The organism is Paenibacillus eucommiae (assembly GCF_017874215.1).
GTDB classification, from domain to species: Bacteria; Bacillota; Bacilli; order Paenibacillales; family NBRC-103111; genus Paenibacillus_AI; species Paenibacillus_AI eucommiae.
In genome coordinates, this window is sequence record NZ_JAGGLB010000006.1 from 38,435 (window position 1) to 65,333 (window position 26,899).

At 48.8% G+C, this 26,899-nt stretch carries 16 protein-coding genes; 15 read left to right on the forward strand and 1 reads right to left on the reverse strand.

The window, feature by feature from the left end; all coding sequences use genetic code 11:
- Positions 1–71: 71 nt before the first annotated feature.
- Complete coding sequence (locus J2Z66_RS11045; protein WP_209971461.1) at positions 72–983, reverse strand: AraC family transcriptional regulator; 912 nt, start codon at positions 981–983, stop codon at positions 72–74.
- 185 nt (positions 984–1,168) lie between these two features.
- On the opposite strand from J2Z66_RS11045, the gene J2Z66_RS11050 reads away from it, so the two are divergent.
- The 15 genes from J2Z66_RS11050 (at position 1,169) to J2Z66_RS11120 (ending at position 26,897) form a co-directional block, all read left to right on the forward strand.
- Positions 1,169–3,106, forward strand: coding sequence for an ADP-ribosylglycohydrolase family protein (locus tag J2Z66_RS11050; protein WP_209971462.1), 1,938 nt, complete (start codon positions 1,169–1,171; stop codon positions 3,104–3,106).
- Between the two features lie 9 nt (positions 3,107–3,115).
- On the forward strand, positions 3,116–3,994 hold the full coding sequence (locus J2Z66_RS11055) for a sugar phosphate isomerase/epimerase family protein (RefSeq protein ID WP_209971463.1): 879 nt from the start codon (positions 3,116–3,118) through the stop codon (positions 3,992–3,994).
- A gap of 17 nt (positions 3,995–4,011) precedes the next feature.
- The gene (locus J2Z66_RS11060) at positions 4,012–4,968 is read left to right on the forward strand and encodes a Gfo/Idh/MocA family protein (RefSeq protein WP_209971464.1); all 957 of its coding nucleotides are present in this window, start codon (positions 4,012–4,014) and stop codon (positions 4,966–4,968) included.
- Between the two features lie 158 nt (positions 4,969–5,126).
- Complete coding sequence (locus J2Z66_RS11065) at positions 5,127–8,234, forward strand: glycosyl hydrolase (protein ID WP_209971465.1); 3,108 nt, start codon at positions 5,127–5,129, stop codon at positions 8,232–8,234.
- A gap of 48 nt (positions 8,235–8,282) precedes the next feature.
- Positions 8,283–9,122 (forward strand): alpha/beta hydrolase, encoded by an 840-nt coding sequence (locus J2Z66_RS11070; protein WP_376774385.1) that lies wholly within the window; start codon positions 8,283–8,285, stop codon positions 9,120–9,122.
- Positions 9,123–9,437: 315 nt separating this feature from the next.
- Positions 9,438–11,609, forward strand: a complete 2,172-nt coding sequence (locus tag J2Z66_RS11075) for a putative phage tail protein (protein ID WP_209971466.1) — start codon at positions 9,438–9,440, stop codon at positions 11,607–11,609.
- Between the two features lie 435 nt (positions 11,610–12,044).
- A complete protein-coding gene (locus J2Z66_RS11080) occupies positions 12,045–12,308 on the forward strand; it encodes a hypothetical protein (protein WP_209971467.1) in 264 nt (87 codons plus the stop codon).
- A gap of 201 nt (positions 12,309–12,509) precedes the next feature.
- Positions 12,510–14,123, forward strand: coding sequence for a hypothetical protein (locus tag J2Z66_RS44055; RefSeq protein WP_209971468.1), 1,614 nt, complete (start codon positions 12,510–12,512; stop codon positions 14,121–14,123).
- A gap of 631 nt (positions 14,124–14,754) precedes the next feature.
- The gene (locus tag J2Z66_RS11090; protein ID WP_209971469.1) at positions 14,755–16,131 is read left to right on the forward strand and encodes an ABC transporter substrate-binding protein; all 1,377 of its coding nucleotides are present in this window, start codon (positions 14,755–14,757) and stop codon (positions 16,129–16,131) included.
- Positions 16,132–16,350: 219 nt separating this feature from the next.
- Positions 16,351–17,469 carry an ABC transporter ATP-binding protein gene (locus J2Z66_RS11095; protein WP_209971470.1) on the forward strand — a complete coding sequence of 373 codons (1,119 nt, stop codon included), beginning with the start codon at positions 16,351–16,353 and terminating at the stop codon, positions 17,467–17,469.
- Positions 17,463–20,522 (forward strand): extracellular solute-binding protein, encoded by a 3,060-nt coding sequence (locus tag J2Z66_RS11100; RefSeq protein ID WP_209971471.1) that lies wholly within the window; start codon positions 17,463–17,465, stop codon positions 20,520–20,522. The genes J2Z66_RS11095 and J2Z66_RS11100 overlap by 7 nt, the downstream gene beginning before the upstream one ends.
- Positions 20,519–21,481, forward strand: coding sequence for a carbohydrate ABC transporter permease (locus tag J2Z66_RS11105; protein WP_209971472.1), 963 nt, complete (start codon positions 20,519–20,521; stop codon positions 21,479–21,481). Before J2Z66_RS11100 ends, J2Z66_RS11105 begins: the two co-directional genes overlap by 4 nt.
- Positions 21,482–21,496: 15 nt before the next feature.
- Positions 21,497–22,435 (forward strand): carbohydrate ABC transporter permease, encoded by a 939-nt coding sequence (locus tag J2Z66_RS11110; RefSeq protein WP_312894496.1) that lies wholly within the window; start codon positions 21,497–21,499, stop codon positions 22,433–22,435.
- 12 nt (positions 22,436–22,447) lie between these two features.
- The gene (locus J2Z66_RS11115; protein WP_209971473.1) at positions 22,448–24,619 is read left to right on the forward strand and encodes a YIP1 family protein; all 2,172 of its coding nucleotides are present in this window, start codon (positions 22,448–22,450) and stop codon (positions 24,617–24,619) included.
- Complete coding sequence (locus J2Z66_RS11120) at positions 24,609–26,897, forward strand: DUF5696 domain-containing protein (RefSeq protein ID WP_209971474.1); 2,289 nt, start codon at positions 24,609–24,611, stop codon at positions 26,895–26,897. The genes J2Z66_RS11115 and J2Z66_RS11120 overlap by 11 nt, the downstream gene beginning before the upstream one ends.
- Positions 26,898–26,899: the final 2 nt, after the last annotated feature.

The window sequence follows — 26,899 nt, forward strand, 5'->3', positions numbered from 1 at the left end:
TTGGACAGAAGCACCAAATAAAAAGCATCACCTTCTGCAGCTAAGCAGAGAGGTGGTGCTTTTTCCATTTCTTAAGCTTGCTCAACCGCGCTTACGGTTAAGTTGTATTGAGCACGATAATGCGAGGGAGATATGCCTTCCAGCTTTTTAAAGGTTTTGCTGAAGTATAGCGGATTTTCGAAGCTTAATTCATAGGCGATATCCTGCACAGATTTCTCGGTTTCGCGGAGCAGATGCTTGGCCCTTTGAATGCGCAGTTGATGGAGATATACGTTAATAGTTATACCTGAATACTTCTTGAATATATTGCAAAGATATTCGTATTTCCGGTCCAGCATGGCTTCAATAGATGCGGCCGTGCATTCCAGATTGTAGCTTTCGTTCAATGTTTCGACAAGCCGCTGGTATGTGATGATGGATGTAGGCAGATTGGTATCGGACATGACCTTCTCCAATAGATCTTCAGCTGAAATCTCGATCAGCTTGGCCAGGTAGCGATTTAAACGGAAATGATAATATCCCTTAGGCTTGTTGAATTCAGCGACCATTTGTTCAAAAGTATGCAAGCATTCAAAGCGGCGCAAGGGAGCGAAGCGGCGCGGAATAATCAATTGCCCGGCCTGATCCTGCGTGGAGGTCCGCAAAAAATTGGAGCTGGTATGACAAATCTTAAGCAGCGAAGTTAAATTATTGCCAGCCTCGATAAATTCCAGCGGTGGATCCGATGAGAATTGAACCCAAAAAAAGCCGCCACCACCGGATTTCCAGGCGAAATGCTCTTCCCAAGGCAGCATTAACAGGCACTCACCACTGTTTAGTGTATATTTCTCTTGTCCTACTTGGATAAATACAGGACCGTCAGTAATCATGATCAATTCATAGTTTGGATTGGCACGAGGCGACAAGAAGCCGGGTTCGACGTTGTATAATCTGGACCACTTAACATCCAGCCTGGATAGCCCGTTAATTGCAAAGTAGTTCATCGGAATAGCTCCCCCCTACACTTCTGATGACTTGTAAATATTAACCCAAGCAATGTTGTTCCTGCAGGAAAAGAAATATAATGAAACCACTTACAATTGTACCTAAGAATCACCATTCAAGTCAATGAATAGGTGGTGTTGGAGGCAATGGTTGAAGTTTTTGGGATAAGGGGAGGTAAGTGATTTTGGATAAAAGCATATTAAATGAACAAGATTATTATCGCAAAGTATTTGGGGGATGGCTTGGTAAAAATATTGGAGGCACCCTGGGTGGCTTTGTTGAAGGAAGAACGGAACTTATGGACATGACCTTTTACCCTGAGGTTCCTGATAAGCCGCTGGCTAACGACGATCTTGATCTGCAGCTTGTCTGGCTGCATGCTTTGGAGCAGTATGGTGCGAGAATCACCTCGAAGGAATTAGGCCAGGAATGGGTCGAGCATATTTTTTTCCCGTTTGATGAATACGGCTATACGCTTACGAACTTGCGGTGCGGTTTGCAAGCACCTGTGAGCGGATCGTTCAACAATCCGTTTAAAGATTGCATGGGATCGCCGATTCGCTCGGAAATCTGGGCCATGGTTGCGCCTGGAGCGCCCGGTGTGGCAGCCTATTATGCTTATCAGGACGCCATTGTAGATCATGCGGGGGGCGAAGGGGTATATGGAGAAATGTTCTTTGCGGCAATCGAAAGCGCAGCATTTCTCGAATCAGACCGCGACCGGTTAATTGAAATCGGCTTGGCTTTTATTCCGGAGCAATGTCGGACTGCTCGCGCGGTCAAAGATGTAATTCAATGGTTTCAATCGGGAAAAACATGGATTGAAGCTCGCGAATTGATCGTTGGTGAATACGGACGTTACAATTTTACAGATGCTCCTCAGAATATAGCCTTTACGATACTAGGCTGGCTTTACGGAACAGACTTCGAGGATAGCCTGCTGAAGGCAGTAAACTGTGGTTATGATACAGATTGCACGGGAGCAACACTCGGGGCGATTCTCGGTATTATTGGCGGGGCTGATTGTATTCCGGAACGATGGGTGCAGCCCATTGGGCATAGTGTTGTGGTGAGTCCGCAGATCAAAGGCTTTCAGCCTCCATCTGATCTGGAAGACCTTACAAGGCGAACGCTTGCAGTCAGTAAAGAAGTAATGGCCATTTGGAATATCCCGGTTGTTATAGACCCTGTAGCTCCAACCCAAGTTGTCGAGGATAACATACGTATACCGGGGAACTGGAACGGCGACTATGATCCACGCTGGCTTGTGGGGCAAAGCGCGCTGACCAACCGCTATTTGCTTCCTGGCGGTGCTGCTTTAAACCGGGGGCTGGAGGTTACGATAGACTATGGGCAAGGCGGTCCAACAATTGGTGTAGCAGAACGAAAAACGCTGACTATAACTTTGTTAAATCAAACAGAAGAGCTTTGGGAAGGAAAGTTTGGGCTAGAAGTACCGTCCTTGTGGAACAAGGAAGAGGGCCGATACTACCAGCTGCAGCCGGAAGAAAAGCTGGTGTGGGAAACGTTTGTGGAATCGGGAAGTGAACAGCTGCCGTTCTATGAGCTTTCCTTCCAGATCGACCGGTGGCATGACGATTCTCTGTGGAACAGTCATAACGTACGCTTTACATTACTTCCAACAAATTATTGGAAGCTTTGGGGACCAGACAGCACAGAGTCTGTCGAAATGATGATTCCAGGGAACCGGATTTCTTTCCCTGAGCTGCTTGGAACGGAAGCGTCTGGCACATATGCGGCACAGACAACCTTGATCAATCCGCGTAAGCGTAATGTCAGGCTCATTGTCGGTACCCGCTCACCCGTGAAAGCCTGCTTAAATGACGAAGTGCTGCTGGAAGACCGGGAGATGAGCGAATTTGTACCAGGCTATCATCGCAGCTACATAAAAAGATTGTTCGAAGTGGAGCTGGACAAGGGATCGCATGTACTCGACATTCAAGTGGAAAAAGGGGATGAACTGTTGGAGCTGTATGTTCTCCCAGTCGCATTCACTCAGACGAAGACACCGGGTGGCAACTTCTATTTTACCGATATTTTATTTGGACCCGCCAATAAGGATGTTAATAAGGATGCCAATAAGGATGCTAGTAAGGAGTAGAGGCATGTTATGAAATTTGGAATCAGTACTTATTGCTTATGCCAGAAAATGTATGCCAGGCAGATGAATGTCCTGGACGTCATTCAGTGGATATCCGATCAAGGTGCAGAGCATGTGGAGATCGTTCCAGCAGGATTTGAACTGGAGAATGATGAGAAGCTTGTTGATGCTATTAAGCAAAAGGCAGACGATTTGAAATTGGACATATCCAATTATGCGATCACGGCCAACTTTGTTTCTGGAGACGAGCAGGCTTGTGAAGATGAGATTCAGCGTGTTATGAAGCATGTGGACATTGCCAATCGTCTGGGTGTAAAGCTTATGCGCCATGACGTGGCCTTCCGGGAGCCTGATGAAACTTCTGAAGCTTTCTTCATAAGCGATTTGCCCAGAATGTCGGCTGCTTGCGGCCGGATTGCCGACTACGCTGCTAATTATGGCATTACAACAAGTGTAGAAAATCATGGCACCTACATTCAGGCAAGCGAGCGGGTCGAGCGTCTTATCCAAAGCGTCAATCGGCCCAATTTCAAAACGACACTGGATATAGCCAATTTTTTGTGTGTCGGTGAGGACCCTGTCGATGCCTGCAAGCGCAACATCCCTTATGCTTCGATGATCCATGCGAAAGATTTTTACGTGCGTCCATCGGGCTTCAATCCTGGAGAAGGATGGTGGGAGATGGGGAATGGGAGTTATCTCAGAGGCGCTATTTTCGGCAATGGAGATATAAATATCAGGGAGGTACTGCGTTTAGTTCAATTATCCGGCTATGACAGCTACCTCTCCCTGGAGTTTGAAGGTATGGAGGATTGTCTGACGGGCACAAGAATTGGACTGGATAATTTGCGGAGAATTTGGTCGGAAGTATTGCCTATTACGCAGTAAAGGGATGAAACGAATCAATGAGCATGAACATGAGAATTGGATTTATCGGTGTCGGCGGAATTGCCCAAGATCACATTAGGGTATTAAAGCAAATAGAGAACACGGAAATTGTAAGTGTATTTGATCTCAATAAGGAACAGGCCCAAAAGGCAGCTGAAGCTACTGGAGCCGAGGTAATGGAAAGCGCAAATCAAGTACTGGATAAACAACGGATCGATCTTGTATTTATTTGCACACCGCAATTTGCCAGAGGAGATCTGGAAGTTACCGCAGCCCGCAGGGGAATTCCTTTTTTTGTGGAAAAACCAGTGGGTATAGATATGGAAGTTGTCAGGAAAAAAGAGCAAATCATCCGTGAAACGGGAATTGTCCATGCAGTAGGCTATGTGCTGCGTTATATGGATACGGTACAGACGGCAAAGCGATATTTGCAGGGAAGACCAGCCCACTTGATTCAGGGCTTCAGGCTTGGAACCTCGCATCCCTCCAAGTGGTGGAGGCAGCTGGATATGTCAGGGGGACATCTGGTGGACACCGTCACTCATCAGGTGGATATGATCCGCTATCTTGCCGGTGAATTTCGTGAAGTAAGGGCTCAGTTTGGACGCGTTTCTTTTGATCAGACAGATCCGGAAAGTACGATATATGACGCAGGAGCCATCTCTTTTTCGATGAACAGCGGGACTATTGGTTCGCTTACGGAATCCTGCGTGTCGCCATTTTACTCCGGCTCGGACATCAAATTTTTCGGGCATGATTTTTTTGTCCATTTAAGCGGCAACGGAAGCAACTTGACCATCATAGACAATGAACAGCACATAGTGGAAACGAATAAACTCGATCCCGGCTATGAGCAGTGCAGAACTCTTATAGAGGCTATCAGATCGGGATCACAGGCATCGATTTTATGCAGCTATACAGATGCGCTTCGGACATTGGAGGTTACGCTGGCAGCTAATCAATCTGCCATTTAGCAGAGGGAGAGCGAATTATTGATCCGGTCCTCCATAAAACGATGCAGGTTAATGGGCAATTATGGGGAATTATATTATAGAATACAGACAGAATAGGAGTTTGAAGAATAGGAAGTTGAAGTTTGAAGAATAGGCAGCTGGTGGGAGGTCTTGCATAAATGCTGAGCAACAATCGGATTTGGACTAAAGGCTGCTTATCGTTCTGGTCCTGGAATGATAAGCTGGAACCGGAAGCACTTGTCGGGCAGCTGGAACAATTTCGCGCGGCAGGTATGCATGGTGTATTTTTACATGCCCGGGGAGGGCTGCTTACCGAATATTTGGGAGAAAGCTGGATCGCTGCCGTCAGAGCTTGTATTAATTATGCGCGCCAGTATGGCATGGAGATATGGCTTTATGATGAGGACGCCTGGCCGAGTGGTTTTTGCGGGGGGAAGGTGCCTCAGTCAGGTGAGCAGCATCAGCAGAAGTGGCTGGAATACGAATATGTGGCTGCGGAATCTGCAGTGAGCAGTCACCGGACCATAGCCTGGTATTACAAGCAGGAAGGAAACCGCTGGACGCTGACAAACCATCCGGAATCAATGCCGGCTGGTGAAGAGCTGCTTCATGTGTATTATAATGTAAATCCCTATTACAGTGATTTGCTTAATCCGCAAACGGTGCGCCTTTTCATCGACAGCACGCATGAGGTATACAAGCAGCATTTTGCCGCTGAATTCGGCAAAACAATCCGCGGTGTATTCACGGATGAGCCGCAGTACGCTGCTGCAAAGCACCCATGGTCGCCTGCGCTCATTCCTTATTTTGCTCAATTGCACGGGTATAGCGTATTGTCTAAATTGCCTGACCTATTGACCGGCTGTAAGGATCCGATGTCTGTTAAGCATGATTACTGGCAGTCGGTATCCAGTCTATTCACGAAGTCATATGCTGAGCAAGTAGGATTGTGGTGTGAAGCGAATCATCTTTGTTTTACCGGGCACTTTGCCTGTGAGGATACGCTTAAATTCCAGATGACGGCGGTTGGAGACGTCATGCGCAAGTATGAGTGGATGCATATGCCGGGCATTGATCATTTGGGCAATCGGGTGACAAGGCCGGTTATTCTGAAGCAGGCCGCCAGTGTGGCTAATCAGCTCGGCAAGAAGCAGGTGCTGTCGGAAATGTTCGGCTGCAGCGGTTGGGGGGTAAGCTTCAGCGACTTGAAGCATATAGCCGATTGGCATTACAGTATGGGGGTCAATGTGCAGTGCCAGCACTTGGCTGCGTATTCATTGAGGGGGAGAAGAAAGCGGGATTATCCGCCGTCTCTGTCTTATCACCAGCCGTGGTGGAAGGATTATTCGCTATTTACGGATTATGCGGCTGAAGCGAGTGATTGGATTACACGGGGAAAAGCGCGATCCAATGTACTTGTTCTGCACCCTTTGACCAGTGCATGGTGTGTGCATGATGCTCATAATCCGAGAGCGGTTTGGGAGCTTGACCGGCGTTTTGGAGAATTGACTGAGCTTCTGGCCTCGATGAAGGTTCAATTTGATTATGGCGATGAGCATTTGCTTGAGAAATACGGTGAGGTGGCCGGGGGTGTGCTGCGAATCGGAGAGATGAGCTACCAAGCGGTAGTTATGCCCTCATTGCTGTCCATGGAGCCAGCGACCTTCTCAATGCTCAAGCAGTTTCAGCAGCAAGGCGGATTGATCATCAGTGCCGGGGAAAGCCCTGCCCGGATCGCTGGAGCGCCAGCTCCTGAGCTGGAGCAGTGGTGCAGGCAGCATGTCCAGCAGGTGATGCCGATCCGCAAGGCGCTTGAAGCGGTGCTCCCTGTTGATCTCAGACCGTTGAACATTTATGGTCCCGGAGGAGTACTGGACGACACGTTATATGTGAATGAAAGGCAGGATGGCGGGACAACGGTTTATTTCTTGTATAATCGGGAGAAGTATCAGCCTTGGTCTGGCCTTTTACAATGGAAGGGTGCGGTCCGGGTGAGCCTCATGGATACTGGAAACGGTACGGCTTCCGAGCTTGCTGTTACTTATGCTGACAATCAGTCTATTGTACATCTTCATCTGGAAAGCGGAGGTTCTGCTTTGTTGGCCGCTGTTCCTATTCATGAAGAAGCAGAGAAGGCGACTGTTCTGTTAGATCAACATCCTGAAACAGCACAAACTGCAGCAGCAGCAGCTCTCTCCTCATATGATCATTATGCCAGCAAAAAGACGTATTTGCTTTCGGATACCTGGGAGCTGGTCAAGCCGCTGGATAATGTGCTGATGCTCGACTATTGTCAGTATCGCTTAAGCGATTCGGAAGAATGGAGTGAACGGATGCATCATCTCCGGCTTCAGGAGTACTTGACCGGTCTTCGTCAACAAGTGGATGTGCAGCTTCGGTATGAGTTCCTCATCCGGGATGATTTCGACTTGCACCATTCGCTGCGAATTGTTCTGGAAGATGCCGGGGAGAGCGCGTTGTTTTTGAACGGTAACGAGGTATGTGCTGATAATGCCTGTGCCTGGCTTGACCCGGCTATGCAGTCGATTCAGCTTTCACTCGGGGTGAAGCATGGAAGGAATGAACTGATCGTTCAACGTATCTTCCGATCAGGCGAAGCCGATTCCAGCTATTCAGAGGATGAAGATGTTTTTGAGACGGAGAAAAACCGTTTTTTCCAAGCGACCGAGCTGGAATGTTTATATATAACAGGGGAATTCGCCGTTGTTCCTGACAGCAGCTCTTACCAGCTTGTGAATCATGTGCATGCATGCCAAACACAGGATTTCGTTATTGTCCCTCAGCCTGACAAAGTCAGACCTGAAGACTTGACCTTACAGGGCTTCTGGTTTTATGCCGGGACGGTAGAGCTGAAGGGGAAACTTCCATTCCACGATACAGGTGAATCCGAAGTTTTTATTGAGCTGTTATCACCCCAGGCTGTTGTGACTGGATTGGAAGTGAACGGTCAACAGGTAGGATCGCGTGCTTGGGGACCTTATGAGTATAGGCTTACGCCTTTTCTCCAGAAAGGAGATAATACCGTGACGCTGCGGCTTACGAGCGGCCTGCGCAATTTGCTGGGACCCCATCATCATAAGGACGGGAACCCTTCTTTTGTCGGACCAAGCAGCTATAAAGGGAAGAGCGGATGGGAGGATCGTATTTTTGCCTACAATCCGCCCGATGTAACCTGGAGCGACGCTTACCAGTGCATTCCCTTCGGAACGGGCAAGGCGCCAATGGTGCATGTATTGTCTAGTTGAACAACTATGCAGGCAGGCGATCCGGGTGAAAAATAGGGGGTTAAGCATTTGTCAGCACCGATATTGATTTGGCCGCAAGAGGAACTGCGGATGCATACAGGAGAAAAGCAAATGGGGATGATCGGGCCCGTTTTGAAGCCCTATATCGTAAATAGCATTAGGCCCACTGGAGCTATTATCATTTGCCCGGGAGGGGCATACGGCATGCTGGCAGAGCATGAGGGTGAGCCGATTGCTCTGTGGTTAAACCGGATTGGCATTTCTGCTTTCGTGCTGAATTACCGGGTGGCGCCTTATAAGCACCCGATTCCCATGCTTGACGCCCAGCGCGCGATCCGCTTTTTACGGTATCACTTCAAAACCTGGAATATCGATGCCAGCCGCATCGGCATTATGGGATTTTCCGCAGGCGGGCATCTGGCCTCCACAGTGGGCACACATTTTGACAAAGGCCAGCTTGAAGATCCAGACCCAGTTGAGCGGCAAAGCAGCCGGCCAGATGTCATGATTGCCTGTTATCCGGTTATTAGTCTAGGGGAAATCGGACATTATGAATCGATGGTCAATTTGCTGGGGGAATTTCCTGCTGATGTTCAGCGCCAGCATTTATCCAATGAACTGCAGGTCTCTGCAGATACACCTGCTGCCTTCCTATGGCATACGGCAGATGACGAGGCTGTTCCAGTAGAGCACAGTCTTCTGTTCGCACAGGCATTAAGCAGGCATAAGGTTCCCTTTGAATTGCATATTTACGAGAGTGGACCACATGGTATGGGGCTGGCAGAAAATAAGGACAATGAGGTCAATGCAGCCAATGCAGTCAATGCGGACAGTGTGCGGACATGGACATCGTTATGCGGGACATGGTTGAAAAAACGGGGATATTAACGAAACAAATATTGGAGGCATACATGAAATTATTACATGCCTATATGAACCAGGAAGAGGATCAGCTTTACTGCTGATCCTTATTAGATACAAGGCTTCTTATCCATTATACATAGCTGGAAGAGAGAAAGGATTTGATGAATAAGCGGGCATAATTAGTGTTTCAGACCCTGATAAATCTTAATGTGAGCAATTGGTGCCTGTTCGGATCATTGTTATAATAAATGCAACTGCACGATCAACTTGACGGTAACAAGAACGGAAAAGGCATGTAAAACATGTAAAACAACAATCGTGAAATGGGAGGATGACAGTATGACGGAAAACAATCAGCATCAGCAACAAGTTGAACAGGAGGGATACGAAGGTAAGAGTGATGTTAGGGTAAGCAGAAGGAAACTGCTTGGCGGAATAGGGGCTGCTGGAGCGGTAACGGCTGGGGCATGGCTTCTGGGAACAATGGGCGGCAAGCTGCCTGTTGCCAATGGCAGTGGTATGAAAAAAAGTATTGAATATGAAGAGTGCTGCAAGATGGTCACTATCGCACAATTGAGAGCGCTATCATCACCGGAAATCGACCGCATTTATTTTGTTAAGGATCGTGATCAGGAAGGGTCCTTCTATTATGATAATACGGATACGACTTCAGCGGACAACACCGGAATTATCCTTGTCTCCAGCTCCGGCGCCAGGTTTAGACGTATATTTAGCGGCCCTGCGCATGTGAAATGGTTTGGTGCCAAAGGTGATGGCACGACGGATGATACGGCAGCGATTCAGCTGGCCATTAATTCTTTTTCGCACATTTACTTTTCCGCTTCTTCCTACAGAATTACGGACTACGTGTTTTTGCAGGATAATTCCAGAATCGAAGGTACGCGGGCATCCAAAATTTTTATGACGACCAATCCTGATGGTGTGAATTTAATTTCGGCGAAGGATAAAGTGAATGTTACGATTGATAACCTGTGGATTGAAGGCGTTTATGGTGTAGGAAATCCTTTTCCGGTTAAAGGTGTTATGGAAGGACAAGGTGTTACACTGGCTGTCTACGGATGTAGGAACGTGGTCATAACCAATTGTTATTTTACGTATAACGGCGATGGCTCGGGAAATATATATGTATCCAAATGCAAGGATGTGGTGGTGACCAATAATTATGTAGAGAAGTCGATGAATGGCATCTGCTTCGATAACTGGTATGGCGAGAATGATACGCCGGGCGGTACGCATGTGGAGAACGTGACCGTGGCCAATAATGTGGTCAGTGATATGGGCGGTAGAGCAATTGCCTTTGATCTGGATGATGTTGTGGTCAGAAATTCCAATATTGCGGTAGTTGGCAATACGGTTCGGGCAGCTGCGTATGCGGCAATTGCATTTAATGGCAAAGGAATCACGGTTGTAGGCAATATCATCGACGGCAGGAGAGACCGGGGGATATCCACTGTCGGCGGACAGCAGTCACTGCCAACCTACTATGGCTTCTTATCGAATTTTAATTGTGAGCAAGTTCATCTAGCAGACAACGTATTTGAAGAGATTTTCATGAATGGTGTTAAAATTCTAAATGGTTCGGAAGTATCAATTGCGAACAATCGTTTTTCATTTGCGCTGGATTATTTGAACCAGAACAATCAACAATTGACCGAGCTCCATGAGCCTAACAATCAATTGATCTCTTTGGAATGGGATACCAATATGTATGTCGCCCCCTATTCCATGAAGGTTGAGAATAACGTGCTCGTTAACAACCGGAATCCTACAGGTCAGCAGCCGGTATCCGAAATGATCATTTTGAAGGATTCTTCTAACAAAGCAGACATGGCAGCCAATACGTTCATCCATATTGCTAACAATCAAATTCGTTCCAAGGTTCTTTCAACAGCCATCCGATATTCGAAAACACTAAACCAGGATCTGGACACAAGCAGACTGTATATAACGAACAACACGATCTATTCTCCATTGAAAAAAGGTACCGCCATTATGACTTCTAAGCTAGAGGAGCTGCACATTGAAGACAATAATATTAACGGCGTTGCGATAGCTATCGAGACCGGTAAGAACGGACTTTGCTATTTTTCCGGCAATCTGATTCGCAACTATAACACAGCTTATTTCTTCCAGGTGGGGAATTTAACGAATCAGATCGCGCAGCTGATCGTTAAGGATACGATTATTGGCGACCCGGCAGAAGGTTCCTATGTCTTTGCAGGGCTTGTTAATAACCCTTACATCGTCGGCATTTCGAATGGCGCAGGGATGAAGTTCATAGGTGTAAATATTAATAAAATCAAAGGCACCTACTATCCCGAAAACCTGACCGTTGATCAAGGCTCAGACACTGCACCTACTGACGGGAAATGGACTATCGGCGATCGGGTTCTAATCAAAAATGTTGTTGCTGGCGGCTACTCCGGATTCATATGCACACAACTGGGTACTCCCGGCACGTGGAAAAAGTTCGGAACGATTGAAGTTTGATGGGTGAAAAAAGCTTTACATAGAAGCGATAATGAAAGCCAATCCCCTGCAAACTGAAAAACTTGCGATTTTAAAGATATATCCAAAAACAGACGATATTCGATTCAGCTCTCTGAATCGAATATCGTTTTTTTTATAAGATAAGAAAATTTAAGTGCTTTACAGTGATAAAGCATAAAAGAGGGAACCCGAAGCACCCCGCCCTCCGTCGAAATGAGTGTGTGCTTCATTTAACGATGTTTCATCGTTAAAGTAAGTGTTCCAAGTCAATCCGTCACGTTAATGATGATTTTCATCGTTAAAAGGGGATAGATGGCCTCTCTAGGTGGTCAAAAAGGGGTTTTAACGATGATTTTCATCGTTAAAGTAAGGGAAGTGGAGTGACCTCATGCTTTTAACGATGAAAAACATCGTTAAAGTAGCAGATCTTCTCGGTTGTGCGTGCTGGCGGGGCCATTCTTCAGTCCCAGCGGCTTGGCCCGCGGGGGAATCCCCTCCAATCAAGAGAAAACCCTTGCTGGCAGTCCGTTTGATCTTGGTGTTCGTGTGATTCGTGCGATTGTAGCTAAAGAGGGAATGGCTGTGGGAGGAAGAGCGGAAGCGTCCGCCTTTAAAGATTTGTTCCTACCGCCTCATCGATTCCATTCAGGGAACAAATCTTTAACAGCGGCTGGAGCCCACAGCCCTTCCCTCCCGTAACGCACCCACGTCACGAACTCTTGCTTCAAAGGACGTCGCAAGACGTTTTTTTTTTAGTATCTAGATCTGTAAGGTTTCTCTTGATAGTCGTCCACAATTTCATTAAGTTAATTAACTTAAAGTCTAGTTAACTAGGGTGCTAGTCCAATCAATAGTATGAAAATTTCATAAGATAGAAACATTACAAGGAGGTGTCAATTCATGAAATGCCCCAAAAAAAAATCTAACCAAAATTGTAACAAAAAAAAGGAATGTAAACAGGAAATCATACATGTAACTTGTCCTTCCCCTACATCAAATGCTAAATGTCCACGTGGTCCACGTGGTCCGAGAGGTCCGCGAGGTCCTCGTGGTAAAAGAGGACAGCAAGGTGAATTAGGCGCAACCGGCTCGCCAGGAGCTGCCGGGCCTGCTGGAGCAACTGGCTCGCCAGGAGCTGCTGGCCCTGCTGGAGCAACTGGCTCGCCAGGAGCCGTAGGCGCTGCTGGATCCACAGGATCCACAGGATCCACGGGATCAACGGGAGCAACGGGATCCACGGGAGCCACGGGAGCTACGGGAGCCACGGGAGCCACCGGATTCACGGGAGCCACGGGGCCTACGGGAGCCACGGGATCCACGGGAGCAACGGGAGCCACGGGATCCACGGGATCCACGGGAGCAACGGGATCCACGGGAGCAACGGGAGCAACGGGAGCCACGGGAGCCACGGGATCCACGGGAGCAACGGGAGCCACGGGATCCACCGGAGCAACGGGATTCACGGGAGCAACAGGATCCACGGGAGAAACGGGAGCCACGGGGCCTACGGGAGAAACGGGAGCCACAGGATCCACGGGAGCAACAGGAGCAACAGGAGCCACGGGAGCCACGGGGCCTACGGGATCCACGGGAGCCACGGGAGCCACGGGAGCAACAGGATCCACGGGAGCCACGGGAGCCACGGGAGCCACGGGGCCTACGGGATCCACGGGAGCCACGGGGCCTACGGGAGCCACGGGAGCCACGGGAGCAACAGGAGCCACGGGAGCCACGGGATCCACGGGAGCCACAGGATCCACGGGAGCAACAGGAGCCACGGGAGCCACGGGGCCTACTGGAGCCACGGGAGCCACGGGAGCCACCGGAGCCACGGGAGCCACGGGAGCAACAGGAGCCACGGGAGCCACGGGGCCTACGGGATCCACGGGAGCCACGGGAGCAACAGGATCCACGGGAGCCACGGGGCCTACTGGAGCCACGGGAGCCACGGGAGCCACCGGAGCCACGGGAGCCACGGGATCCGCAGGAGCTACGGGAGCCACGGGAGCCACCGGAGCAACGCCTACAGAATTTACAAAAGTTATTAATTTTGGTGGAAATAATCAAGGATTTCAACGGATAGCAGGATCACCAGGAGCACTATCCAATGCTGTTCCCTACGTTGATGCGGCAGATGGAAGCGTAGTTGGACTATCAGGAGCAATTAGTATCAACAACTTACCAATCGGAACTTATATGTACCAAGTGTGCTTTGATGTTATTAATAATGCTGCAGCACCATTAGCTGCGAATGTAATATCAACGATTACTCTTACCACTACAGCTCTCATTACTGGAACCATAGTTTTCTCAATTAGACCTACAGATGTAGGTGCTCAACCCGTACGTGTATCAAATGGTGCTGCGTATGCAGTTACGCCTAATGCAACAGTAACCTGGACCAGTAACATAGCTGGTAACCCTGTTACAAGAAATGATGCAATTTCTTTATTCTTGGACATGAATGTCACACAAAGTGCGGTTTATTCAGTCTATATTTCCACTGCTGTGTAAATTCAGCCGTAATAGCCTGACAAAAAAAGCAAATAAGACGACCCAAAATCTCAAATACCGGGACCGTGGGTCGTCTTTTTTTATGTCCCTGCAGCCCTATGTCCAACCTACAGGTTTTTCAGCGGCCTCGCTGCTTCGGGTTTTTTTTTGTGATCACTCTAGTGATAGCTGTCAAGAATAGTGACTTTATATGAAGAATTTAGGAGAAATTGAGTAGAAAAAGTAATTACTTACTGGTATGATGCTAATACGGAAGGTGCGGGTGCTTGGACTCCTATAATTTGTTAGGGCTAGGTATGACAAATCTTAAGCAGTGAGATTAAATTACACCCACACCTTACTAACTCTAGTGGCGAATAGGACAAGAATTACAGTCGGAAAAAGCCGGCACTATATAAAACTCAGTCACAATACTTCTCATCCGGCACTATTACCAGCTGCTATCCGCTGTTAGGCATATAGTTGTCACGTCCGACTTGTCTATCCATCCAAGCAGTGCCCCTACACTTTTAATGACTAGTAAATATTAACCCAAGCAATGTAGTTCTAGATGGAAAAGAAATATAATGAAATTAAATGATAACGCTATTTTTGGTACTGTTGTCATTAATATTAAGAGGGATGGGTGTCTATGAAAAAGTATGGTTTGATAAAAATTGTGACAACGCTTACGGTTTGTTTACTGTTAGTTTTCATGATGTCATGCAGCAGCAAGGGCGGGGAGCCGAATAGTACGGAGCCAGTGAAGCAGCCGGAGCCAACCAGTACCAGTACAGTAGTGAAGCCAGAGGATCATGAGCCGATTACATTAAAAGTAGGATGGGTTATTCCACCAGAAAATCAGGATTGGCCCAAAATGTTCGAAGCCTTTACGAAGAAATTTCCGTGGATAACGGTAGAGGGCGTCTATGCGGAAAATGGGGAAGATGAGCTGATCAAGAGTATTGCGTCAGGACAGCCGCTTGATATTATATGGAACACCTCGTTAGACCGGGCGATAGAGGAAGGGCTTATCGAAGATTTAACGCCTTATGCCGAGAAGGACGAGGAATTTAAAAGCTACCCTTATCGGGCCGGATATTTGGATAACTTCAAAAGGGATGGCAAGTTGTATTCACTTTCCCGGGGAAATGACGGATTTTTTATTTTATACAATAAAGACTTGTTGAAGCAGTATGGGCTGGAAAAACCGAAGCTCGATTGGACATGGGAACAGTTTAAAACGATGGCTAAAGCGGCTACTAATCCGGCAGCCAGTCATTACGGCCTGGCAAACAGCGTGTGGTGGCATGACTTTGTTTCGATGATTTTGCCAATGGCTAATGGGCATGCACCGAACGTCGGAGCTATGAATGAGGATTTCACCAAAAATCTTGCGGATGGCTCAGTTCCGGAAGTGCTGGATGATTTGAATTTCTTTACCGACATAATGATCAAAGATGGTGCGCTGTTGAATGCCAAGCGTGCGGCAGATGCCAAGATTGCACTCAACTCGTTCCATGATGGAAAATCCTTATTCTTTACGGCGATCGGACCCGTACTTCCCGGCTTTAAGGAAGCGTTCCCCTTCGATTGGGATATTGCCGCCATGCCGAAAGGAACAGCGCAGCAGGTCAACTTCGGCTGGTTAAGCCCGATGTCGATCTCGAAGGCGAGCAAGCATAAAGAAGCTGCGTGGGAGCTGCTTAAATTCTGGGATGCGACCAAGGAAGGACAGAAGGTACTATTCCAATTCGGTGGATCATTCCCGAACTCGGATGATCCGGAATTGGTGGAGGCTTTCACGAATGCCAAGGTATATGAAGGCTTCGATAAAGAGGTTCTCCAGTACACGCCGGGAATCACCCGCTTTGATCCATCCAGATTTATTCCGGCTGGCAATGAGCTGAATAAGATGTTTATGGAATTCGGCGGAATCGCTTATGAAGAAGAGATCAGCTCACATGAATATTTCCCGTCTAGAGCGCAGAAGCTCAATGAGATGATTCAACAAAATCTGGCCAAGTAAGTGTAAGTAAGCAAGCAAGCAAGCAAGCAAGCAAGCAAGCAAGCAAGCAAGCAAGTAAGCAAGTAAGCAAGCAAGCAAGCAAGCAAGCAAGCAAGTAAGCAAGTAAGCAAGCAAGAAAGCAAGCAAGAAAGCAAGCAAGGGAGAAGAATAGAGCGGTGGGTATGACCGTCAAGCTTCGGGTAGCTCCGGAGCTTGGCGAATTATGAGGGGGTAGCAACCGTGTCGAAGGTGTTGTTTCATCATATTTATAAGCGATATGCCGGGGAGAAGCGGGCAGCCGTAAACGATTTTCACCTTGAGGTGGAGGATGGCGAGTTTCTAGTGCTTGTCGGGCCTTCAGGCTGCGGCAAATCCACACTGCTCCGCATGCTGGCCGGATTAGAGGATATTACCGAAGGCAATATTTATATTGGTGACAGGATCGTCAATTATATTTCGTCCAAAGACCGCAACATCGCCATGGTGTTCCAAAACTATGCGCTCTACCCGCACATGACCGTTTACGAGAACATTGCCTTCGGTTTAAGGCTGCGGAAATTGCCAAAAGCGGAAATACACGAGCGCGTGAGCCGGGCTGCCAAAATATTGGAGATTGAATCACAGCTGCCAAAGCTGCCGAAGCAAATGTCAGGTGGTCAAAGGCAGCGCGTTGCACTGGGGCGGGCCATTGTCCGTGAACCGGAAGTGTTCCTGATGGATGAACCGCTATCCAATCTGGATGCCAAGCTGCGCGTGCAGATGCGTGAAGAGATCGGTAAGCTGTACCGCAGGCTGCGCACAACGACCGTGTATGTGACACATGATCAAGTGGAGGCCTTGACGATGGGAACGCGCATCGTTGTTATGAAGGATGGCATTATTCAGCAGGTTGCGAAGCCGGAGGAGATCTATAAACGGCCTGCGAATCTGTTTGTGGCCGGCTTTATCGGATCGCCGCCGATGAATTTCGTAGAGGGAAAGCTTCGGCTTCGCGAGGGGCAATGTTTGTTTGAAACACGCAAGCACACGCTGCTTATCCCGGAAGAGAAAAGTACGATTTTACGTGATAACGGCTGCATCGGTAAAACGGTTATTTTGGGTATTCGCGCGGAAAACCTGCTATATCGGGATGAAGATTTAGCGCGCCCGGAGCTGCTGCCGAACCAATTTGAAGCTGTTGTGGAAATCAAGGAGCTGCTGGGCTCTGATACTTATTTGTATACCAACAATAAGGAGCAGAGGATCGTCGTACGCGTAGATCCGCATACTGCATTTGAAGAAGGACAGTCGATCCGTGTTGCTATTGACATGCAACGGGCGCATTTTTTTGATAAAGTGTCGGAGGTTTTACTATGCTGAAGCGCTGGCAATACTTCGGAACGCTGCTGCTGTCCTTTATGCTTTTGTTCTCAATGACATTCTCTTCATCCGCGCTTCCCGTTAATGGGGAAAGTTCTCAGGAGGCGAGTTCCCAGCCCAAAGAGGTTAGTAATGTGTCTGTGGATGAGTCAGCTATTGGGCCAACTGTTGAATCAGCCAATGAATCAGCAAATGATCGGGCCAGTGACATTCCAACGTATTTGCAATGGCTGGCTTCGACGACAGAGGGAGCAAAGGATACAGCTGCGCTGAGGGAGCCTCTGATGCTGCCTGCACATGACAGTTCGGGGGTGTCAGATGAGGTTCATTTTGAACAATTGAAGGATGGCGAGGGGGTTGTCTGGAAGCAGGGTGAAGGCTGGATCGAATGGCAGGTGGAGCTGCCTGAGGCTGGCTATTACAATTTGGGTGTTATTTACGATAGTGCGGACGATCATATGACCGATTTGGTAAGGGGAATTCAGATTGACGGCGCGCTGCCCTATGCGGAAGCGGAGCGGATTGTGCTTAAGCGCCATTATGCAGACAACGTGTTTCCACCTGAACGGGATGAGTTCGATAACGACAAAAGGCCTAAATCTATAGAGATCAAAGGCTGGAAGAATGTGCTGTTAACCGATTACGCGGTTGATTCGAAGCCATTAAAGTGGTTGTTTACGAAAGGGACCCACACGATCCGGCTCATATCTGGCCGGGAGGCAATGAAGCTGCAGGGATTGTATGTGTTATCACCGCAAGCATCGGAAGCAACACAAGTTCCGCAAAATCCAGACCAAGATAAAGAGCCACAAGATCCAGACCTTGCTAAAGCTTCAAATTTAGCTTCAGGCAATTGGCTGCAGAAGATAGAAGCCGAACAATTCACGCAGAAATCGAATGTATCGATCCAACTGCAATCGAATGAGAGTGCCTTGATATCTCCGGCGGCAAAAGGCCATATTCGCTATAACACGATCGGCGGCGATCAATTCCGGAGAAGCGGAGAATGGATTGAATGGGAATTCAACGTGCCCAAAGACGGCATTTATCATATCGGATTCAAATATTTACAGGCTTATGCCAACAATGCTTATGCCTACCGCACGATTACGATTGATGGCAAGTCCCCATTCAAGGAGCTGCTTGAGGTCGGATTTCCTTACAATTCGTCTTGGGATTGGGATAGCTTGACGCTGAGTGATGCTGATAATCAACCGCTGCAGCTGCAGCTGGAGCAAGGAAAGCATACGATCCGCATGACTGCGAATGCCGCTCCGGTCATGCCGGTGTATGAAGGGCTGCTGCGGAACCTGCGGAGCATTGGCAAGCTGGAGCAGACCATTCGCAAGATTACCGGAAACTTCGAGAAATCGTATACGTCTGCTGGAAATACGGACTTCAACCGGGATTGGGAGCTGGAGAAATACATTCCCGGGCTTCATGAGCAGATGACAGGCATTATCGATGACTTGCTCGCGATGTCGAACCATCTTGCCGGAATCACGACCGGGCGTTCGGATATTGAGAATGCATTTCGTGCTGCAGCGAATGATTTAACCGATCTGCGGGATCATCCGCGCACGATTCCTAATCGCTTGAACCTGTTCGAGACGATGCAGAACAATTTGGGGACATGGACATACCGCTTGCTTGATCAACCGCTGCTGCTTGACTATCTCTGGATTGCGGAGCCAGGTGCGGAGCTGCCCCGCGTCAAACCGAACTGGTTAGAAAAAACAGGACATTTTCTGCTGGGCTTCTTTCGTTCTTTTACGAATGATTATGACTTTGTGCGCAAGCGTTCCGACGCAATAGATGTATGGGTGAACCGAAATCGGGATTATGTGAATGTGATTCAACAATTAGCGGATGAGCAATTTACGGCCCAGACAGGCATTGCTGTTAATATCAATATTGTGCCGGACCCGCAGCTCTTTATTTTGGGCAATATTTCCGGCAAGCAGCCTGATGTGGCTTTGGGTGTTGATACAGCGATGCCGATTGACTTCGCAACCCGCGGAGCGCTGGTCGATTTATCTCAATTTCCTGACTACGAGGAAGCAGCCAAGCTGTTCCATCCAGGCGCATTGTCGGTCTTTCATTATGACAAGAAAGATTATGCATTGCCCGAAATCCAGGGCTTCAATGTACTGCTCTACCGTACAGATATTATGGAAAGACTGGAGCTGAGCCCGCCGGATACATGGGACGATGTCCTGAAGATGCTGCCAACGCTGCAGCAGAACGGGTTCGATTTCTACATCCCGCCAAAGGACGGATTGCCGTTTATTTATCAGCAGGGTGCATCCTTCTACTCGGCTGACGGCATGCGTTCTGCGCTTGACAGCGAAGAGGCGCTGCAAGGCTTTGAGCAGTGGACTGATATGTTTGCCTTGTATCAGATGCCGAAGGAAGTCCCCAGCTTTTACAGTCACTTTCGGCTTGGTGATATCCCGATTGGCGTAGTTGACTTCAATACTTATCTACAAGTGCAGTTTGCCGCTCCTGAGCTTGCCGGACGCTGGAAAATTGCTCCGATCCCCGGAACGAAGCAGGCTGATGGGACGATTGCCCGTTGGTCCGGCGGGGCTATGCAGGCGGGCGTTATTTTTAAGCAAAGCAAGAAACAGGAGGACGCCTGGGAGTTCTTAAAATGGTGGACTTCAACGGACATGCAGCGGCGCTTTGGCAATGACATTGAAGCGTTGTACGGACCGGAATACCGCTGGAACACCGCGAATGTAGAAGCCTTTACCCAGCTGCCATGGCCAATGGAGGACATTCAGACGATCAGCGATCAGCGTGAATGGTTCAAGGAAATTCCACAGCTGCCTGGTGGTTACTTCACAGGCCGGCATCTGGAAATTGCCTGGAACAAAGTCGTGCTGGAGCGGAAAAATCCGCGCGTTGCGATGGAGCAGGCCGTCAATGACATTAACCGCGAATTGGAGCGTAAGCAGGTTGAGTTTGGACTGAGGAATAGAGAGGGCGATATCCTTCACCCCCTTGATGTGCCGCAGATCAATCAGCCCTGGAAGGGAGGAGCCCCATGAGGAACACCATGAGAAGTACCATGCGTACTGGCACATTGAAAAAGCACGGATGGCAGGGCATCCTGGCAACGCTCTGGAAGCAGCGGATTTCCTATCTGTTTATCGCTCCTTTTATGATCTGTTTTACGCTGTTTATCGTGATTCCGATTGTGGTAGCAAATGCACTCGCTTTCTTTTCATTTAATGCGATTTCGATGCCGACCTTTATCGGCTGGGACAATTTTCTGGCGATTTTGACGCAGGACCGGATCTTTTTGCAAAACGCCATTCCAAACACATTCAAATTTGCCATTATCGTCGGACCGTTGGGATATGCGCTATCCTTTTTTCTGGCGTGGCTGATTCATCAGCTGCCCAAGCGAATCCGTGATATTTTCACTATTGCCATCTACACACCTTCCTTATCGGCGGGTATTGCCATGTCGGTCGTTTGGCTGGTCATTTTCAACGGAGACCGGGTCGGATATTTGAACAATATTTTGCTATCCCTTGGCATTGTGAGTGAGCCGCAGTTGTGGTTGCAGGATCCGCAATATTTTATGAATATTATGATTGTTGTTTCATTGTGGGCGAGTATGGGCGTAGGCTTTCTGGCTATGCTGGCGGGTCTACAGACAGTCAATTCTGAACTGTATGAGGCTGGGTCCATCGATGGCATCTCCAACCGGCTGCAGGAAATTTACTATATTACGATTCCGTCGATCAAGCCGCAAATGTTGTTTGGAGCTGTGATGTCCGTAGTCGGGACGCTGAAGGCAGGTGCCATCGGTACGATGCTGGCGGGATCGCCTATTACACCGCAGTATTCGGGTCATTTGATCACAAACCATATTGACGATTTCGCTTTTATCCGGTACGAGCTTGGCTACTCGTCAGCATTATCGGTGGTTTTACTGCTTATCGTTTATGCGAGCTCTAAGCTGGCATTTCGTTTGTTTGCTACGAAGGGAGATGAGTAGGAGATGGATAGGGGGATGAGCAAAATGGAGCCAGGGCCCGCACACAATCCACAGGTTGATGGTGCTAGGCCGGCAGACCGGCGTTTTCGCATTCGTTTTCGCCTGCGCATAGGCAAGCTTGATCCTTTTCAGACGTTTACTATGATCGGACTCTCTCTGCTGGCGCTGTTCATGCTGCTGCCGATCGTCTTCATTATCAATCATGCCTTTAAGCCGATCAGTGAATTATTCCTGTATCCACCCAGGTTCTGGTCGAGTCAGCCGACATGGTTCAATTTTCAGCAGCTTATATTAAAATCGCAGACGACGGTAATCCCGTTTTCCCGTTATTTGTTTAATAGTGTGCTTACGACAGGAGTTACAGTGGCCGGGGTCATCTTTATTAGCTCGATGGCAGCCTATGCCTTCTCCAAGCAGCGCTTTATGGGCAGTGGATTGCTGTTTTCCTTCACGATTGTCGCGCTGATGTTTGCTCCGGAAACGGTGGCAATTCCCCGGTTTTTGGTCATTGCCAATCTGGGGATTATGGATACCTATCTGGTCCATGTGCTGCCGCTGCTTGCTGCCCCGGTAGGGGTGTTCCTGATGAAGCAGTTTATTGATCAAATTCCGAATGAGCTGATTGAAGCTGCGAAAATAGACGGGGCGCAGGAGTTTATGGTGTTTTTTCGGATTGTGCTGCCCGTGTGCATGCCTGCGGTGGCGACGATCGGCATACTTGCCTTTCAAGGGTCATGGGCTCAGACGGAAACGTCGTCCCTATTTACCCATACGGAATCGATGAAAACGCTGCCCTACTACACGATGACGTTAACGAACGGACTGGCGAATAATGTGGTCGGCCAGGGGATTGCCGCAGCTGCAGGATTGATTATGTTTCTTCCGAACCTGGTTGTTTTTCTGCTGTTTCAACGCAGAGTCCTCAATACGATGGCTCATTCGGGAATTAAATAAAGGAGTGGGACGATGCCTACAAGTAGCAAGGCGCGCCGGAAAATAATGAGAATGCTGCTGGCTGTTCTCCTGGCAGTTGTTCTGCTTGGAGGAGCGGAGCGGGCTGTTTATGCCGAACTACCTTACACGACTTATTCGGGCGACGTTAATAATAATTGGATAAGAACACCCAATGCGTTTGTTCCCAAGGCTGTATGGGGCGGGCTGAAAAACCCGGAGGATCTGTTTATAACAGCGAAGGATGAGCTATATGTGGCGGATACGGGAAACGACCGCATCGTGCAGTTTAATCTTGCAGGTCAAATTGTGCGCACGATACCCGAGCCGGACAGCACAGAGCCCAAAGCAAAGCTTCGCAGCCCGGAAGGCGTATTCGTAACGGAAGCAGGCGAGATTGTGGTCGCCGATACCGGCAGCCGCAGAGTCGTAGTGTTCGACCCGGAGGGGCGGTATGTTAGAGAAGTGCTGGCACCGGATTCGGAGCTGATTCCGAAAACATTCGTATATGCGCCATTGAAAGTGGTTGTCGATCAGCGGGGGTATATGTATATTGTGACGAAAGGCGGCTATCAGGGACTGCTGCAGCTCGCTCCGGATGGCACCTTCGCAGGCTTCTTCGGTGCCAATAAAGTTCCGACCAGTTGGATGGAAAGCTTCAAGCGGAGATTTTATACCGAGGAACAATTGAAGGAAGAGCAGAAGCGTTTGCCGGGAGCGGTCACGAATGTGGCTGTCGATGCCAAAGGCTTTATGTACACTGTAAATAAGGATTTGAAAAGCGGGCAGTTAAAACGGCTTAATTTTGGCAGTGTAGATCTGCTGAAGGATCATAATTTTGCACCTTGGTTAAAGCCCTTGGAGCGCTTTTCTTTTCAAGATGTTCACGTGGATGCGCATGGTGTTATGACGGTAGCTGAAACTTCCGAGGGCAAGATCTACCAATATGATAAATACGGCCAGCTGCTGTTTATTTTCGGGACCAATGTGGTGAATTCGGAGCAGCGGCTTGGAATGTTCAAACGAATGACGAGCATTGCCGCAGACTCGCAAGGCAATATTTACATAGCCGATGGCGAGCTGAACCGGATTCAGATTATGAAGCCTACCCGTTTCGGTGAACTCGTTCATCAGGCTGCGTACATGGACAACCAAGGCAAATATGAGGAGTCACGGCCGCTGTGGGAAGAGATTCACCGGATGAACGGGATGTACGATCGCGCCTACCTGGGCATGGCAAAGGCGATGTACAAGGAAGGTGAGTATCAGCAAGCGATGGCGTATTTTGATCAGGCGGAGGATAAAGAGGGGTATTCCGAATCGTTCTGGCAGGTGCGCATGAACTTGTTGCTGCGCTACTTTGGAACAGGGATGACGGTCCTGGTGCTCCTTATTATTGGCCTGATTATTTATCGTAAAATAAGGCGGAGCTACAAGTCACGTTTACTGGCTGACGGCATGCCGGAGGAGAAAGTGTCTATTCGCCCGGAGCCAGGGGAGGAAGCATCTAGGGAAGCATCTAAGGAAGCATCGGGATCGGCAGCGGGAGGGGAAGTATGGCGGGCATGGACAGAGCCCTGGAGACAGATGTTCGCCATGCTGCGCCATCCGATGAATGGAATGTACGATATCGCTGAATCCAGAGAGGTCAGATGGCGGTTTGCACTTATGTTTGTGGTGCTTGGGTTTGTCGTCGTCATCGCTGGTAAGGCGGTCGTGAGTCTTCTGTTTGCCTCGCAGCGGTTCGGCTCGCTGGATATAACGATGGAGGCCATGACATTTTTCCTGCCGTGGTTGTCCTGGGTGATTGCTAATTATTTGACAGGATCGGTTATGCGGGGGGAAGGGACGTTTGGCAAGGTCGTAGTCGTGAACAGCTATGCGATAGCCCCTTATGTACTTTTTCTGCTTCCTGTTCAATGGTTATCGAATGTGCTGACGCTGCAGGAAGGGATATTCTACCATGCGGCGATGTATGGGATTGGCATCTGGGTGTTTATTCTGATCTTTATCGGCAGCCAGACTGTGCATAATTATAATTTAAAAGAGGCGATCGGGATGATGTCCGTGTCCGTGGTTACACTCGTTTGCCTGTGGGTATTTGGTTTTGTGCTTATCGGATTGCTCTACCAGGCGACCGACTTCGTAACGGGATTTGGGAGGGAGGTGTGGGAGCGTGTTCGATAAAGCGGTAAATGGCTTCAAACGATGGAGTTGGAGAAAAATAACGCTGTGGATAGCTGTATGCATCCTGTTGGCGGCCACGTTGGTCTGGTTGCTTAACCGCCCAGCATCAGTCGTGACGAATGCAGGCAATCACGCCACTTCCAGCGCACTGGAATTCATCTCCAGTCTGAACGTTACAGCGGCAGTGCCCGAAGAAGAGTCTCGTTATTCCGAAGGCACACAATGGTTCAAAGCGCACGAAGAGCAATCCATGATCTTGTGGTTTGATCCGAAGAAAGGGCAAATTGCCGTTGAGGACAGACGCAGCGGGAAGCTCTGGTCAAGTAATCCGGGCCCGGAGGTGCTGGCTCAGGAAAGTACGGTTGGCATATGGCGCTCTAATTTGGAGTCTCCTTTTATCTTCAATTATTTTGACGATAAGAAAAAGAATTTGTTAAATTCCAACACACAGGAACATCCGACTACAGTAGAATGGGCAAAAATTGATCAGGGGGTAGCCCTCTGTTACAAGATCGATGATCTTGGCTTCCAGATTTATGTGGAATACCGCCTGGATAAGGGGCAATTGACCGCTCATATTCCCCAATTAGGGATCGTGGAAACGAAAACGCATCTTTTAACAGAATTAGATCTGCTGCCGTTTATGGGAGCTGCACCGAACAAATCTGATGGCTATTTGCTGGTGCCTGACGGTCCGGGCGGCTTGATTCGATTCAATAAGGAAGGGCTTGAACTGATCAATTCCTACAGTGCCCCTGTATATGGTCTTGATTGGGCTGTTCCCAGCAACACTTTTTTTACAAGAAGGACACCAATCTCTTACCCGGTATTCGGTATTAACGCGGGTGATGGCGGCTACGTGGCTATCATTGAGGAAGGGGCTGCAAGGGCGAATGTAGTAGCGACCCCGGCTGGCATCGTGACCCCATTCAATGAAGCGCATGCCAAGTTTGTGCTCCGCAGATACTACAATCAGCCGTCGGGCTTGACGACCAGTAAGTTAGGCTATGACAAGAAGCTTCCACAAGAAGCGATCTCGGTCCGCTACATCTTTCTGGAGCAAGCGAATGCAGATTACGTGGGAATGGCAGAAGCATACCGTGGCTATTTAATGGAACATCGCAGCATAGTGCGGCTTGATTCGGGGCTGGAGCGTTCTCCGATGCAGCTCCAGTTCGTGATAGGTTCAAGCGAAGCCTCACCGTTAGGTGAGAAGCTCAGGATGGCTACCACGTTTGCCCAAGTGGAGGAGATCGTTCAAAGGCTTGCTGAGCGGGGTGTTACCGGGATCGAGGTTGGGCTGAATGGCTGGCAGAACGGCGGTGATCCGGGACAATTACCAAAGCGCTTTCCGGTTGAAGCGGATGCTGGAGGCGAGGCGGGGCTGCGGCAGCTGATTGCTAAGCTGCAATTGCAGGGCGTTAAGGTCAGCCTAAGCGATCGGATTGATATCGCTTCCGATTCGAGGAAGAGCGGGTTTTCCCCTTCCAAGGACGGCATTCGTGCCATTACAGGCATCCCGACCACATTTACGAATCCTGCAGGAAACACTTTTTCTCTAATTAGTCCGATAATAAATCTACAGAAGTATATGCCTAAGCTCGTGAGCGAATGGAAGAAGCTCGGCATTGAAGGTGCTCATTTGGTTGATCTGGGAAACAAGCTGTACAGCGATTTTCATCCGCAGCACACGTTGACCCGTCAGGATTCCATGTCTGTCGTCGGGCAAATGGCGGATACGGTGCGCGGAGCACTTGGGAACGTAAAGGTATCCGGAGGATTTGACTATTTACTCGGTCACGTGGACCATATGTTCAATTTTCCGCTGGAATATAATTTTGATCTGATTATTGATGAGCAGGTGCCATTTTATCCGATTGCCGTACATGGTCTTGTAGCCTATTCGTCGGCTCCCGCTAATTTGCGTGAGGATCAGTCGATGCAGTTTTTACGGGATATTGAGTATGGGGCTGTTCCCCTATTTACTTTAACGCATGCAGATCCGCGGATTTTGAAAAAAACGTCTTATAGCAACTTGTTCAGTTCCCAATTTGATGTACTCGAAGAGCAGATTTTGGCTGAATACGAGGCGCAGTTGGCGACTGGGGTTAGAAACAGCTTTATTACCGGGCATCGGAAGCTGGCTGATGGTGTGTACGAGACCGAGTATGAGAGCGGGCAGCGCGTCCGGGTCAATTATAAGGACCAGCCTTATCGCGGGGATGGGTTTGAGATTAAGCCTTTGTACTATCAGGTTTCAGAGAAAGGGGGGCGATGAGC